Origin of the sequence: Catenulispora sp. GAS73 (assembly GCF_041262085.1) — a bacterium.
Classification (GTDB): Bacteria; Actinomycetota; Actinomycetes; order Streptomycetales; family Catenulisporaceae; genus Catenulispora.
This window is the reverse complement of record NZ_JBGCCM010000039.1, coordinates 97443-111834: the sequence shown is the minus strand read 5'-3', so window position 1 is coordinate 111834 and position 14392 is coordinate 97443. Positions and strand designations below refer to the sequence as shown.

The window sequence follows — 14392 nt, the reverse complement described above, 5'->3', positions numbered from 1 at the left end:
CCATTACCCGGCCGAACCACCCACACATAAGTCAGAGGCGCCTAAAAAGCTCCTAAAACCCACCAACAAACCGCACCCACCACACCCCGGCCACCAACACCCACACATCAAGCAGGGGCGCCATATTTCCTGACAGATGTGGGCACCAGCCACGGCGAGGTGGTGTCGGCGCCCTGGAAGTACGCGAAGTCGCGATCGAGGCTCGTGCCCGCGCCGTTGGGTACGGCCCGACGATGACGGCGCCGCCGATGCCCGCGACGACCGAGCGCGGTGCGACCGCGCCGAGCCGGATCGCGGCCCGCGGTGTGGTACGGCGTCGGCCACGGTAGGCCGTGCCGTTTCTCCCCATCGGGACCGCGAGCTGCGCGTGGTGTTGCGCGATGTCGGCGGGCCCGGGGCCGAACCAGGCCGAGGCGTGGGCGCCGGGACGCGTTTGACACCGAACCCGGTGGACATGGTGCGAGGCCATCGCGACCGGGAGGTAGGGAGTATGCGAATCCTGACAGGGACCGCCGGATGGGCCGACGCGAGTCTGATACGAAGCGGCTGGTACCCGCCGGGGACGAGGACCGCGGCGGGCCGGCTGCGCTACTACGCCGGCCAGTTCCGCCTCGTCGAGGCTGACGCGCCGTACTATGCGCTGCCGAGCGCGGCGACGGTGACCGGGTGGATCGACGCGGTGCCCGACGGTTTCACCATGGACGTCAAGGCGTACTCGCTGCTCACCGGCCACCGGACCCGCGTCGCGACCCTGCCCGCCGATCTCAGGACCCGCATACGCGGCCCCTGGCTGACCGCGTCGTCGGCCCCGGGCGAACTCGTCACGGAACTCTGGCGCCGATTCCACCAGACGTTCGGGCCGTTGCGGGAAGCCGGAATCCTCGGACTCGTGCTCCTGCAGTTTCCCACGAGCTGTCGGGCGGACCCCGCCGGCTTGTCGTCGGTCCACGCAGCGCTGCGGCACTGTGGATCCCTGCCGGCGGCCGTGGAGTTCCGGCACGCCTCGTGGCTGGCGCCGGAGCAGCGCGAACGGACATGGCAGCTGCTGCGCGACCACGGCGCCGCCTATGTGTGTGCTGACATGTCCCAGTCGCATCCCGGCGCAGTGCCTCCGCTGCTCGCGGTCACCGCCAACCGAGCGGTCATCCGCCTGCACGGCCACAGCGCCGCCTGGTCGCGAGGCGGCAAGGAGGAGCGCTACCGCTACGAATACTCAGCCTCCGAGCTGGCCGCCTGGGCCGAGCGCAGCCGCCGTCTCGGCGAGACCGCCGAGGAGGTCCACGTCGTGGTGAACACGTGCTGCGCGGGCATCGCCCAGCGGGCCGCGGCGACGCTGCGCGATCAGCTCGACCCGGCGGAGGCGGTGTCGGGAGGGCTGCCGAAGCCGGAGGTGACGGAGTGAGCTTGGTCAGCAGGTGGTTCCGATGACGAAGACACGCCAGACTTGGCCGGTGTGGTTCGGGCTTCCGGGTTGCCACCGGTCACGATCCACGGGCCGCGCTCACAGATCCCCGGCCTCGACCCGTACTCCGTACTCCGCACGCCGCGTGGCCGACGCCCGAACTCGGCTTACTGCAGCGGGGGCCCGACATGCTCCGTGTCGTACTTGACTGTGAGCGCCTCGACGCGCGGGTCATTGTCATCGATGACCCCGCCGTTCTCCTGAGCGAGGGCGGCGATCTCGTAGAACAGCCCGTCCGGGCCGGCGGGCGCGAACATGACCAGGAACCTCGCCCGCTCGCGTCCAACCACCAGGGGCGCGTGGACCGTTCCGCGCGGCACCATGACGAGCGTGCCCGGCGTGGCGCTTACCCGCTGGTCGCCGACCTGGAAGTCCATCTGGCCCTGGAGGACATAGAAAAGCTCCTCGCTGCTGTGATGGATATGAACAGGCGGGCCGAAGCCAGGCTCCGCCGTCCCCTCCATCACGGCGATGGAGCCTGAGCCCTGATCGGCGGCGACCTTCCCCATCAGATTGGGGATCATCACGCCGTCACCGGGGATCGGCCGACCCTCGTCGGCGGGCAGGACGATCGCCCCATTAGGCAGGTAGCTCATGAGGTCTTCCCTTCTGGGTAAAAACGCCGGGTGATGTGGCCTCTCTGGGTCTGGGCGGCAGGACGAGTCGCCGGCCCGGACCCAGAGGAGATCTTCAGTGGACTTCCGCGCCGAGGGCGAGGTTGAAGCCGGCGCCGTTTCGCGCCAGACCCATCAGCAGGATGCCGGTCCATTCGAGGACCGAGGCCATCTGGAGTCCGCCCGCGTCGAGGGGCCGCAAGCCGATGCTCTGCAGAAACGCGGCGACTTGTGCCTTCGCCTCGGTGCTGTCGCCTGCGAGGAACGCGTCGAGCGGTGTGTCTTGAGCGAGGACGTGGCCGAAGATCGTGTTCAGCGCTTTCACGACGGACGTGTCCTCGGGAGCGGCAGCGGCGATCTCCTGGGCCGCCGAGTTGCCCGGGGTGGTCGCGAGTCCGCTGGCGTCGGCGTTGAACGGATTGGAGATGTCGACGAGGATCTTGCCGGCGAGTGGCTCACCGTAGTTCGCGACCGCGGAAACCGTGTCGGTGTAGGGGATGGCCACGATGACGATGTCACCGAGCGGTGTCGCGCCGAATGGTGCGGCGGTGGCTCCGTTGCCGATCTGGTCGGCCAGTGCCTGAGCTTTGGCGGTGTCGCGGCTGATGATCTCGATGGTGTGACCGTGCTGGGCCGCTCGGGTGCCGATGGCGGTGGCCATGTTGCCCGAGCCGAGGATGCTGATGGTGGTCATGGTGCGTGTTCCTCCGTCGTGTCTGTGTATGAGTCTGTGTCTGAGTCGGTCGGCCGTTATGTGCGCCCCCGGGCGACGTGATCGCGTACGGCGGGGATCGTCTCGGCGGCGAAGCGTTGGAGTGTGTCCGGGTCGTCGCTGGCCAGGATGAAGATGCTGACACCGTCCTCGATGGTCATCCGGGCTAGTTCTTCCGCGGTCTGCTGGCCCGGGAAGATGTTGAGCAGACGGGTGATGTCGCGGGGGTCGCGGCCCGCGGCTCGTGCGGCGTCGTCGATGATGGCGTTTCCTTCGGGCAGGCCGCCGGGTTCCATGGCGGGCAGCGACGGCAGCCAGCCGTCGGCCTTGCGTCCGACCAGGTCCTGCATTTTCGGCTTCTGGGCGCCGAGCCAGATCGGGATTTTGTGTGCGGGGGCGGGGCCGCGCTCGGCGCCGCGGACCTGGTAGAACTCGCCCTCGACGTCGAGGGTCCCGGGCCCGTCGGCGTCCCAGGTCCCGCGGATCACGTCGATTGCCTCGCCCAGGGCCGTCACGCCCTGTATGGGGGTGAGCCGCCGTCCGCCGGCGGCTTGCACGGCGTCCCAGAAGAAGCCGGCGCCGAGCCCGAGGCTCGTTCGTCCACCGGAGAGCAGGTCGAGGCTGGCGCTCGCGCGGGCGAGCACGGCCGGGGGCTGGCGCAGCGGCAGGTTCAGCACGTTGCCTGCCAGGCCGATGCGCTCGGTCCGCGCGGCCACCCAGCTCAGCAGAGTCCAGGTGTCGAGGAAGTCGGCCTTGTAGGGATGATCCTGGAAGGTGACGAAGTCGAAACCGAGCCGCTCACTGAGCTGCGCCAATTCGACTGGACGGTGCGCTGGGGAGTTGGAGGGTGAGATGAACGTGGCGAAACGCAGAGGATGACCATAGTCAGGCATCGGTGTCTCCTTCAGCAGCGGCGAACTCGCTTGGCGTCAGATCTGGCTGAACCCGCCGTCGACGACCAGGTTCGCGCCGGTGACGAAGCTGGCGTCCGCCGAGGCGAGAAACAGTGCGGCGGACGCGATCTCCTCGCTGGTCCCGAGCCGTCCCAGCGGTATGGCGGAGGTGATCTGCTCCCGGAATTCGGGGCCGACGGTGCTGAAGAGCGCGGTGTCGATCGAGCCGGGACTGACGACGTTGACCCGGATGCCGCGGTCCTTCAGCTCGGCGGCCCAGGTGCGCGCGAGTGAGCGAACGGCCGCCTTGCTCGCCGAGTACACCCCGGCGCCGGGGATGCCCTTGGTCGCGCTGGTCGTGCCGTTCAGGATGATCGACGCGCCGTCGCTCATCAACGGCAGCAGGTACTGAACGGTGAACACAGTGCCTCGGAAGTTGACCCCCACGAGCGCGTCGAACGCATCTGGGGTGATGCTGCCCAGCGGGTCGGACACCGAGCCGAGGCCGGCGCTGGCGAACAGGACGTCGACTCGCCCTTGCTGCTCTCGCACGGTCTCGGCCAAGTGGGCCAGGTCGTGCAGACTTCCCGAGTCCGCCTGCACACCCGTCACGTCGTGGCCGATGGCGGCGACCGCCTCGTCCAGTCTGGCCTTGTCTCGTCCGGTGATGAACACGTGGGCGCCTTCGGCGACGAACAACCTGGCCGTCGCCAACGCCATCCCGGACGTCGCTCCAGTGATCACTGCGACCTTGCCATCCAGTTTGGGCATGGTGACCGTTACCTTTCTGTCGGCCGCCGGGCCGCCCGGTGTGCGAGGCCACCGTCTTCGAGGCATCCGCGGCCGGTCCTGGCAGAACTCTGCGAACGAGGCTGATTTCCCCTTCCGCAACTACATACCCACCGTAGCAGATGCGTGCGCGCGCATCTAGATGGGAGGGCATCCGGTCCTGAGGTATGCTGCCTGGTGTGAAGGCACCCGTGTCGCAGCCGCAGATCATTTCCCCGGACCAGGTCAACGGCTGGTTTGCCCTACTCTTCACGCACGCCACGGTCACCGGGCGGATCGACGCTGTGCTGACGGAGCAGCACAAGATCTCCTTCAGTTCCGTCGAGATCCTGTGCTGGCTCCTGGACACCGAGCCGCAGTCGGTCCGAGCCCTGGCCGGCAAACTTGTGAGCGTCAGCCCCACCAGGGCATCACGGCTGGTCCAGGACCTCATCGACGCGGGACACCTGCAGCGCAACGCCGATCAGGGCGACGGACGGGTATCGCTGATCAGCTTCACCGAGAGCGGACGGCGATTCGCCGAGACGATCAAGCGAACGTTCGAAGGAGCAGTGAAGAAATACTTTGTCGATCCCCTCGATGACGATGACATCGCCGCCATCACCCGGATTTGGGCCAAGCTCGAAAAGCAGTAGGCGGCATCTGGGGAACCGCGACTTGACCTGATCGCTGTACGTCTCCCGGTGGCCGCGTCCGTGGTCCGGCTGCCGGCCGTGTGCCTGGACCTGTCACTGGACGTGGTGGCCGATGGCGCCTACCACGGCAAAGCCCTGCGACACCTACCGGAAACGATCACATTCGCTGATGGGTTCCGGTCGAACCTGTCGGGGCTTCGTCATCGAGGGATGTCGATCAGGACGCGGCCTCGTCCGCCTGCGTCGATGCGGTCGTGGGCTTTGGAGATGTCGGCCAGGGGGTAGCGGTCTCCGATGTCGACAGTGAGGGCGCCGACCGCGGCTGCGGCGGTGAGGTCGCGGGCCGCCTGGCGCTTGGCCTCGGCGGGGAAGTCGTCGCTGCCGAGCAGGCGCAGGGTGACGTTGTTGAACAGCAGGGTCCAGAACGGGATCTCGGTACGGTCGGCGCGGGTGGCGTAGGCGGCGATGGTCGCGCCGTTCGCGGCGACGGCGTCATCGAGGTCTGCGTTGTCGGACAGGGCGACTTCGATGATCCGGTCCACGCCGTTCGGCGCATGGGAGCGGATGGCTGCGGCCGGGTCGCTGCTGTCGAGGGCCACGGCATGGGAGATGACCGTGTCATCGATGCGGTGCGATTCCTCGCTGCGGCGCACGGTACCGATGACAGTGGCGCCGCCCCAGCGGGCGAGCTGTGCGGCCAGTGAGCCGACTCCGCCGAGAACTCCGTTGACCAGGACGAGTCTGCCGTCGACGGGGCCGTCGGCGAACACGGTGCGGTGGGCGGTGATGCCGGGGATCCCCAGGCTCGCGCCCAGGTCGTTGCTCACATGGTCGGGAAGCGGGACGGCGAGGTCGCCGGGGACGACGGTGTACTGGGCGGCGGTACCGAAGGCTCGGTAGGACTGGGCACCGTAGACCCAGACGCGCTGCCCGACCCGGCGGGCGTCCACCCCGTCGCCGACCGCGTCGATGACGCCGGCGGCGTCGCTGTGCGGGATCACCCGCGGATAAGGCATCGCCGACCCGGTCCAGCCCCGACGCTTCTTGGTGTCGCCGGGGTTCACTCCGGAGACGGCGACGCGGACGCGGACCTCGCCGGGGCCGGGTGCGGGGTCGGGAAGTTCGCTGACCTGGAGCACATCGGCAGCCGAACCTTGCTGGTCGTACCAGGCGGCTAGCATGTCGTTCCTCGCTGTTCGGGGGTGCGGCTAGACGGTTGCCCGGCGGTGGTCGGGGTGTCGTCGTCGCCGAGGGCTTCGTGCAGCCAGGCCCGTTCGGCGCGGCTGGTGGCGCGGGCGGTGATCATCATCCCGCGCCGGTAGGGATCGGCGACCTGCTCGGCACGCAGCGGCGTGTCGCCGTCGTAGAAGAAGCTGGCCGGCGCCTCCAGGAACGCCAGGCGGCGGCGCAGCACGGCGTGCCGTTCGGCGACGTCGGGCAGCAGCGACAGGAACGCCAGGATCGTGAACCAGCGGGCGAAGTCGGTGATCTCGTGCTCGGCCGGTTTACGAAGCCGCCGCACCATGTCCTGGCGTCCGGCGTCGGTCAGCGAGAGCACGTACCGGCCACTGCCCCCTTCAGGGGCCGGCGTGCGTTCGATCAGTCCAGCCTTGGTCAGCCGGTTGAGCGCCGGATAGAGGGTGCCGTCGCTGACTGGACGGCTGTAGCCGGTCAGCCGCGAGATACGTTGGCGCAGCTCGTGACCGGGTAGTTGGGCTTCGGCGAGGAATCCGAGGATCGCGAGTTCAAGCACCCTTCAAGGATGCCACATCGATTCGATGTTCGCATCGAATCGATGTGAGGTTTGGCCGAGTGGGCCGCAGCACCTCGTGCCAGACAGTCCACGTCGGCTCAGGCCGGCCCCGAGTTCGCATCAAGCACAGGACGGCGTGGGTCAAGGCCGTGCCGCGGGATCCGACACAACCCGGCGAAACACTGTTCGCAGACGTGGACCGTGCCTGCGCAGCAGGGCGCGGAGCAGGATGAGGTTCAACGGAGCGGTGGCGAGCAGTGCGCACGCCCCGTCGAGCGCCGTCAGCGGATGGCCGCCGCCGAGTCCGTCGGCGAGTTCCCGCATCGAAAGCGCGTACACGTGAAAGACCACCGGGATTCCGTAGCACGCGAACAGGCTCAGCGTCACCGTGCTGCCCACGAGGACGAACCAGGCGTAGCACGTGACCGATCGGCGTTCGGCGGCCGGGATGGACAGGCGCGGATCCTCGCGCCCGGCGCTCCCCGCTCGGCGCAGGCGTCGCGCGGCGACGTAGCCCAGATACGCGGTGGCGTCGTCGAACAATCGCTTGCAGCCCAACAGATCCTGGACCACGAAATAGACGTCGGTGCGCATGTAGAGCTCGAATTGCAGGAGCACGCTCACGACGCCGTTGACGCTGACCGCTTCGAGCACGCGCCCGGCCGGAGAAGCCGGTCCCGCCGCGCCGGCCCCGGCTGCCGCGCACCCGGCGATGAGCAGGTCACAGGCGATGCCTGCCGCGTAGACCTTGACGCGGGCGCGGCGCGGCGCCATCCACAGCCCGGGAACGGCGGTCTGCGCGACGAGGAACGCGAGCCGTGTGCCCCAGCCGAGCCAGGCGTCCACGTCGGCGGCGCGCGCTGCAGCGAGGTGGCAGAACTCGTGCAGAGCGACCATGCTCATCCCGATAGCCGCGATCAACAGTAGGTTGACACCCTGGTCGTGGACGACGAAGAAGTCCGCGGGCCCGGGCAGCGCGTGCGACGCCGCCGCGTAGCAGAACCCGGCGACCGTCACGACCAGCACCGTCAGCCACGCGGGCGCGCTGACCAGCCACCGGACGTGGCCCGCCCGCAGCCGGCGCAGACTCGGCGCCCGGGGCTCGCCGCCGTCGAGCTCGATGCCGTCGACACCCGCGACGAACCCCAGCTCGATCAGGCTTCGGCAGAAGTCGAGGGCGTCGACGTCGCTCCCGTGTGCGGCGTCGGCGGCCTGCTTGGCCTCGCCGACGGTGCGGCCTTGACGGAGCGCGTCGATGAGGGTGACCGCCACGTCGGGAAGGGCGACGAAGTCACCCGTGTCCGAGCGCCCGACGATCCAGTCTTCTCCGTCGCGCCGCGAGGCGAGCGGATGCAGCGACAGCCGGCTGCCGCTGCCGAGGGCCGGACCCGGCTCGACCGTTTCTTCGACCGCTTCTTCGACCGTCATCGGCCCAGCAGCGCGCCGCAGCGTACCGCGCAGTCCGCCTGCGGTTCGGCTTCCAGGTAGTAGTACTGCTCGTAGTCGGTGAGGAAGCGGCACAGCTCCCGGCCCGCCGTCTGCACTTCGAGCCCGGCCAGCAGCCTGATGGTTTCCATGACCAGGTAGTAACCCGAGATCTGCGCGGACGGGGCGAGCACGGCCTGGTGCGTCGCCGGCGCGCCGACGAAGGCGGGGAACTCCGGGCTCCTGCCGTCGATCCGCTGCTTCGCCGCTGTCGTGGCGCGCAGGCAGGAATGGCACGCCGTCTTCCCCGGAATGAAGGCGGCGGTGGAGAACTTGGGCCCGTTGTAGTGTGCGCACAGCCAGGGGACCGCGTGCCCGAAGGCGAACTCGTCCATCCATTCCCTGATGATCACCTGCGGCGTGTCCGCGCACAGGACCACGACGTCGGCGCCCGCGCACTCGCGCGCCAGCGACTGCGGACCGTCGAGCAACGCGTCGGCGCCGGTGATCTCGATGTCGCTGTTGAGCGAGCGCAGGCGCTTGACCGCGGCGTCGACCTTGGCGACACCGATGTCCTGCTCCGTGTAGAGCACCTGACGGTTGAGGTTGGACAGCTCGACCGTGTCGTGGTCCACACAGTGCAGGCGTCCGATGCCGGAGGCGGCCAGGCCCGTCGCGACGGCCGACCCCACGCCGCCCAGCCCCAGGACGACCACCTTGGCCGCCTTGAGCCCGGCCTGCAGGCCATATCCGGTGCTCTCCGGGCGGAAGTCGACGGAGGAGAGAAAGGCCGCACCGCGGCTGTGCCGGTCCAGGTCGCGGTCGGTCAGCTCCGGCGGGACCGGCGCGCCGGTGTCGAACAGCCAGCCGGATCGGAGGAAATAGTCCAGGATCTCGCCGAGCTGCGGGGCCGTGACGTCGGTGCGCGATGCGAGGACTTCGTCGACGATCTGGGCCCGGTCCCTGGTGCCGTCGAGCAGTCCGCACAGTTCCCACAGGGCACCGGACTCCTCGCGCAGCTCAGTGGCCCGGCCGGGCAGGTTGGGCCCGATCCAGACCGCGCCGTCCGGGCGCAGCTCCGGCTCGTGGCCGAACTTGAATGCCAACCCCATGGTTACTCCAGTCCTCGCTGCTCGGTGCGGCAGACGGAAGGTCTCGGCCGCCCCAGGGGCGGTCGAGACCTCGTTGGACGGCCGCCGTTATCAGTTCGGCATCGCCGGAAGATTCGTGCTACGCGTGGTCGTCTCCTGCTTGTCCAGCAGACGGATCTTGATCTTCTCCATCAGGTCACCTCTTCTCGTGGATCACGGCGGCCGGACGGCCCCCGTGATCGCCAAGCCTGGCCACCGCCGCTCGGACTTCGCTCACACATCGCTCACAGCACGGTGGACCGCCGTCATGCCGACCGCGATAATCGCACCGCGGTGATCGCACGGCGGAGCGGAGTGGACGACGATGGGGCTGGAATTCGGGGTGCTGGGCCCGGTGCGGGCCTGGGAGGACGGGGTGCCGCTGGCCGTCCCGGCAGGCAAGCAGCGTCTGCTGCTCGCGGTGCTGCTGGCCCGGGCGAACCGGCCGGTGCCCGCCGGGACGATCGTGCAGACGCTGTGGCCGGGCGACGCCCCGCCGACCAGCCGCGGCAGTCTGCACAACCACGTGATGCGGCTGCGCCGCACGCTCGGCGCGACGGCGGCGGAACGGGTGCGGACCAGTGGCGACGCCTACCTGTTCGAGGCGGCCGAATCAGAGCTCGACCACCTGCGGTTCACGGCGCTGCTGGAGCGTGCCGAGCTGGCATCCGCGCGCGCGGACCGGGCCGAGGCACGCGACCTGCTGCAGGAAGCACTGTCCCGGTGGCGGGGACAGGCTTTCGAGGACTTGGCGACGGAGGGCTGGCTGGCTGACGAGGCCGCCCGGCTGGAGGAGTTGCGCTGGTTGGCGACGGAGAGCTGGATCGACGCGGAGCAGCGGCTGGGCGGGCATACGCGGGTCGTCGCGGATCTGCGGGCCCTGACTCAGACCCATCCGCTGCGCGAACGGTTCCACGCGCAGCTGATGCTCTCACTGCACGCGACCGGTCAGACCGCCGCGGCGCTCAAGGTCTACCAGCAGGCGCGCACGGCGCTGGTGGAGGAGTTGGGCATCGAGCCCGGCGAGGCGCTGCGAGCCGCGCACCGCAGTGTTCTGTCGAGCCGCGAAACCGACCGGGACGGCGACGGCGACACCGGGCGCGACACCGGGCGCGACACCGGGCGCGACACCGGGCCGGGCGGCGGGCGGGGGAGCGGGCGGGGCGGCGCGGCCGGCCAGGAAGTCCCGGACCCGCGAGCCCGAGCCGTCCCCCGGACGCTGCCGGCCGGGATCGGCGATTTCACCGGGCGCGAGGAGCAGGTGGCCCGGCTGCTCGCGCTGGTACCGGACGAGCAGGCCCTGCGACAGACCGACGCCGTCGTCATCTCCTCCATCGGCGGCATGGGCGGGATCGGCAAGACCACCCTCGCCGTGCACGTCGCCCACCTGGTGCGGGAGCGGTTCCCGGACGGTCAGCTGTTCGCGGACCTGCGCGGCATGTCCCGGGACCGGCTCGATCCGCACGACGTGCTCGGTGCCTTCCTGCGCCGCCTCGGCTACGGCGCCGAGGAGGTGCCCGCGGACACCGACGAGCGCGCCGCCTTGTACCGAAGCGCGCTCGCGGACCGCAGGGCCCTGATACTGCTCGACAACGCCCGGGATGTCGCCCAGGTCAGGCCGCTGATTCCGGGCGGTGCCGGAAACCTGGTGCTGCTGACCGTGCGACGCCGGCTGGTCGGCGTGGACGGCGCGGTCCACCTGGACCTCGACGTGCTGGACGAGGCCGGCGCGCACGAGTTGTTCGTCCGCATCGTCGGCGCCGACCGGGTGGCGGCCGAGCCGGAGGCGGTGCGCGAGGTGCTGGCCGTCTGCGCGGGGCTGCCGTTGGCGGTGCGGCTGGCCGGGGTGCGACTGGTGTCTCGCCCGAACTGGCGGGTGGGCGACCTGGCGGAGCGGCTGCGCTCGGCCGAGAGCCGGCTCGACGGCTTCGAGCTGGGCGACCGGGGCCTGCGCGCGGCGTTCGAGAGCGGATACGAGGACCTGGTGGCCGGCGAGTCCGGCGGTGGCTCCGGTGACGGCTCCAGCGACGGCTCCCGTGACGGCTCCGGGCCGCCGCCGACCGCCCGTGCCTTCTGCCTGCTCGGGCTGTGGACCGGCACCGACCTCGGCCTGCCGGCGGCGGCGGCGCTGCTCGGCCTGCCGGCCGGCGCCGCCGAGCGCCTGCTGGAACGCCTCGTCGATCTCAACCTCGTCCAGTCGGCGCGGCCGGGCCGCTACGGCCTGCACGACCTGCTGCGGGTGTACGCGGCCGAGCTCGCCGCCCGGGAGTTGTCCCCGGGCGAGTCGCGAGCGGCCCTGAGTCGGCTGCTGACCTGGTACGCGAAGGCGGCCGACGCCGCGGACGGCATGCTCGCCCCGGACCGGACCCGCCAGCTGATCGAGTCCGTGGCCGGTCTGCCGCCCTTCTTCACCCCCGCCGACCCGGCCGAGGCCGTCGCGTGGTGCCAGCAGGAGCAGGCGAACCTGGTCAGCGCCGTCCGCCTGGCCCGGGACCGCGGTCTGACGACCTTGGCGCGCCAACTGCCGATGGCGCTGTGGACGTTCCTCCAACGGCAGCGGGACATGAAGACCTGGATATCCGTCCTCGATATCGCCCTCGACGTCACGGTCGCCGAAGGCGACCACGTCCAGGAGGCGGCCGTGCGCAACAATCTCGCGATCGCCCTCATCGAGGACGGCCGCCCGGCCTCCGCCCTGGAACACCTCGAAGCCAGCGCACGCATCCGGCGGGAGCACGGCGACCTCGCACGGGCCTACACCACACTCGTGAACCTCGGCATCGCGGCGATGGAGGCCGGCGAGCCCGAGCGCGCCCTGGCCTCCCTGCGCGAGTCGCTGGACCTGTGCGAGCAGACCGGAAACCGCGACGGCGCCGCCGTCGCGCACACGAACATCGGCGAGGTCCTGCGGCGGCTCGGCCGCCCGCGCGAAGCCCTCGCCGAAAGCCTTCTGGCGCGAGGGCTCTACCTCGAACGCGACGCCGACGATCCGCGGCTCGCCGAGGTGCTGATCACTCTCTGCGACACGCACCTGCTGCTCGGGGACGTCGCCACCGCCCGCACCGAGATCGAGGAGGCCGTACGCGTCACCGTGGCGGCCTGCCGTCCGCACGTCCAGGCCCGCGCGCTGCGGCAGTACGGGCATGCGCTTCTCGCCGGCGCGGACCCCGACGGTGCGCGCGCCGCCTGGTCCGAGGCCGCGGACATCTTCACCGAGCTCGACCCGCCCGCCGCCCAGGAGATCAGGCTGCTGATCGAGGGGATCGAGGGGATCGAGGGGCTGACCGAGCGGGCCGCCGGCTGAGCCGGGCGTCGACTTTCGGCGCGGATCATGTCACCGGACACTGATGCCGGCCTGCGCTCGCATGAGACGGGCGGTGGCCCGCTTCCGGCCACCGCCCTCTCAATACCCGCCGCTACTCGCTCTGCCAAGCAAACGTGGCCTCGTCGAACTCCCGCGCCGCCAGGTCCTCGCGCCGGATGAGCCGGTACAGGCGCGACCAGGAAGCTCGCGGTCGTCCAGTACTGGGGCGAGGCGAGCAACGTCAAAGCCCGCACCGACTACCAGCGCGCCCGTGCTGAGAAGTTCGCCGAAGCCGTGGCGAACGGGACGGACCGCTGGACCGCCGCCGGCGACGCCCTGATGCCGGTACTCGCTGCCCACCCCGTCGAGGTCGACAAGCCGCAGCACCACCGCACGCACTTCGGCGTCACGTCTTAAGACGAGTTCGGCAGATGTCCTTGTCGCGGGGCGGGAGGCGGTCGAGGCGCCTCCATCGTCGCCGCGCTGGAGGTCACCACCAGCAGACCCTGATTGAGACCATCCGGCGCAACAACGCCGCGACCTTCACTGCCTTCCTGGACCGCCCTTGGGCGGAGTGCGGTACAGGGCGCAGATGTCCCGGGATGCCGGCGGCCGCGGCGACCACCGCGACGCGCACCAGGTCGTCGTAACGGCGCGGCCGGCCTGAGCGGGCGGCGTCCTTCGGCCCCCCAGCCCGTGCTCGGCGAACCGTCCGCGCCACTTGCGGACCGATCGTTCCGACAAACGAGGTGGTCCCGTTGAGCCAGATCAACGACGCGTTCCAACGCATGATGTCCGGTGCCGCGCGCTTTCGGATGGTCCTCACACCGCAGTGACGCTGAAGACGCTGTGAATCAAGCCTGGCTTGAGCACAAGCGTGTGCGGGATCATCGGGTTGTGCCCCTCTCCTCCGGTGCCGCAGTCGCGACTTGCACGGTGCCTTCGGGAGGCTCACTACGTCGGCAGTTCGCTCCCGGCCTGTTCGCTGACCATGTAGCGTGCGTACCAGTCCGGCCAGTCCGGGTCCTCCGCGCCCGTACGCGCCTCGTGTTCGCCGTGTGCGGCGGCGGCTCGGCGCAGTGCAGCGGCCAGGTCCGGGGCTGAGGAGAACGCGGTTACCGACGGGTCCAGGCGTCCGGGCAACCGGGTCGTGATCTCCTGCAGGAGCCAGCCGTTCCCGTCCGGGTCGCTGAACGACAGGAACGAGCCGTAGCTGCTGCGCTTCGGATCCGGGCCGGACACCCGGGCATCGGTACCGCCGTGGTGGAAGACGCCGCCCGCATCGTGGAACACCCCGCTGGGCTCGGCCCCGCCCCGCTTGAGCTCGTCGTGCGCCGCTTGGATGTCGTCGACGATCAGGTGCAGGCCCTGCGCGGTGCCCGGCGTCTGCGCGGTGACGGACGTGCCGAAGATGACCGACGCCGGCGAGCCGGGCGGGGTCACCTGCACCACCCGGAAGGAGTCGTCGGTGCTGACGTCGGCGTCCAGCCGCCAGCCCAATCCCGTGTAGAAGTCCTTGGCCCGGTCCACGTCCGTGACCGGTAGCACGATGACTTCCAGTTTCATGTCCATCACGTGTGCTCCTCCCGTCTGTAGCCCAGCCTGGTACGAGGCGCCGCCGACCGCATCCGGAAGCGTTCGGGCGGCGGTGGAGCCAGCCGGGACGTAATGTGGA

Annotated in this window: 13 protein-coding genes; 4 read left to right on the top strand and 9 right to left on the bottom strand. The window is 70.1% G+C overall.

Annotated elements, in window-relative coordinates; translation table 11 throughout:
- Window positions 1–490 precede the first annotated feature (490 nt).
- Window positions 491–1402, top strand: a complete 912-nt coding sequence (locus tag ABH935_RS41570; RefSeq protein WP_370383491.1) for a DUF72 domain-containing protein — start codon at window positions 491–493, stop codon at window positions 1400–1402.
- 167 nt (window positions 1403–1569) lie between these two features.
- Here the strand turns inward: ABH935_RS41570 and ABH935_RS41565 are convergent, their stop codons facing one another.
- From ABH935_RS41565 to ABH935_RS41550, 4 genes are all read right to left on the bottom strand, one after another.
- A complete protein-coding gene (locus tag ABH935_RS41565; RefSeq protein WP_370383490.1) occupies window positions 1570–2058 on the bottom strand; it encodes a cupin domain-containing protein in 489 nt (162 codons plus the stop codon).
- A gap of 94 nt (window positions 2059–2152) precedes the next feature.
- Window positions 2153–2770 (bottom strand): NADPH-dependent F420 reductase, encoded by a 618-nt coding sequence (locus ABH935_RS41560; RefSeq protein WP_370383489.1) that lies wholly within the window; start codon window positions 2768–2770, stop codon window positions 2153–2155.
- 56 nt (window positions 2771–2826) lie between these two features.
- Window positions 2827–3681 carry an LLM class flavin-dependent oxidoreductase gene (locus ABH935_RS41555; RefSeq protein WP_370383488.1) on the bottom strand — a complete coding sequence of 285 codons (855 nt, stop codon included), beginning with the start codon at window positions 3679–3681 and terminating at the stop codon, window positions 2827–2829.
- A 36-nt stretch (window positions 3682–3717) separates the two neighbouring features.
- On the bottom strand, window positions 3718–4452 hold the full coding sequence (locus tag ABH935_RS41550; RefSeq protein WP_370383487.1) for an SDR family oxidoreductase: 735 nt from the start codon (window positions 4450–4452) through the stop codon (window positions 3718–3720).
- A 197-nt stretch (window positions 4453–4649) separates the two neighbouring features.
- Here ABH935_RS41550 and ABH935_RS41545 point away from each other — a divergent pair, with 197 nt between their 5' ends.
- Window positions 4650–5105: a MarR family winged helix-turn-helix transcriptional regulator gene (locus ABH935_RS41545; protein WP_370383486.1), complete on the top strand. Its 456-nt coding sequence runs from the start codon at window positions 4650–4652 to the stop codon at window positions 5103–5105.
- A 200-nt stretch (window positions 5106–5305) separates the two neighbouring features.
- Here ABH935_RS41545 and ABH935_RS41540 read toward each other — a convergent pair whose 3' ends face one another.
- The 4 genes from ABH935_RS41540 to ABH935_RS41525 form a co-directional block, all read right to left on the bottom strand.
- On the bottom strand, window positions 5306–6286 hold the full coding sequence (locus tag ABH935_RS41540; protein WP_370383485.1) for an NADPH:quinone reductase: 981 nt from the start codon (window positions 6284–6286) through the stop codon (window positions 5306–5308).
- Window positions 6280–6858, bottom strand: a complete 579-nt coding sequence (locus tag ABH935_RS41535) for a PadR family transcriptional regulator (RefSeq protein ID WP_370383484.1) — start codon at window positions 6856–6858, stop codon at window positions 6280–6282. Before ABH935_RS41535 ends, ABH935_RS41540 begins: the two co-directional genes overlap by 7 nt.
- Before the next feature lie 141 nt (window positions 6859–6999).
- A complete protein-coding gene (locus ABH935_RS41530; RefSeq protein ID WP_370383483.1) occupies window positions 7000–8286 on the bottom strand; it encodes a hypothetical protein in 1287 nt (428 codons plus the stop codon).
- Window positions 8283–9395, bottom strand: a complete 1113-nt coding sequence (locus tag ABH935_RS41525) for a ThiF family adenylyltransferase (protein ID WP_370383482.1) — start codon at window positions 9393–9395, stop codon at window positions 8283–8285. Before ABH935_RS41525 ends, ABH935_RS41530 begins: the two co-directional genes overlap by 4 nt.
- A 343-nt stretch (window positions 9396–9738) precedes the next feature.
- On the opposite strand from ABH935_RS41525, the gene ABH935_RS41520 reads away from it, so the two are divergent.
- Both ABH935_RS41520 and ABH935_RS41515 read left to right on the top strand, forming a co-directional pair.
- The gene (locus tag ABH935_RS41520) at window positions 9739–12717 is read left to right on the top strand and encodes a BTAD domain-containing putative transcriptional regulator (RefSeq protein ID WP_370383481.1); all 2979 of its coding nucleotides are present in this window, start codon (window positions 9739–9741) and stop codon (window positions 12715–12717) included.
- A gap of 294 nt (window positions 12718–13011) precedes the next feature.
- Complete coding sequence (locus ABH935_RS41515; RefSeq protein WP_370383480.1) at window positions 13012–13134, top strand: hypothetical protein; 123 nt, start codon at window positions 13012–13014, stop codon at window positions 13132–13134.
- A 537-nt stretch (window positions 13135–13671) separates the two neighbouring features.
- On the opposite strand, the gene ABH935_RS41510 is transcribed toward ABH935_RS41515, so the two are convergent.
- On the bottom strand, window positions 13672–14289 hold the full coding sequence (locus ABH935_RS41510) for a VOC family protein (RefSeq protein ID WP_370383493.1): 618 nt from the start codon (window positions 14287–14289) through the stop codon (window positions 13672–13674).
- Window positions 14290–14392: the final 103 nt, after the last annotated feature.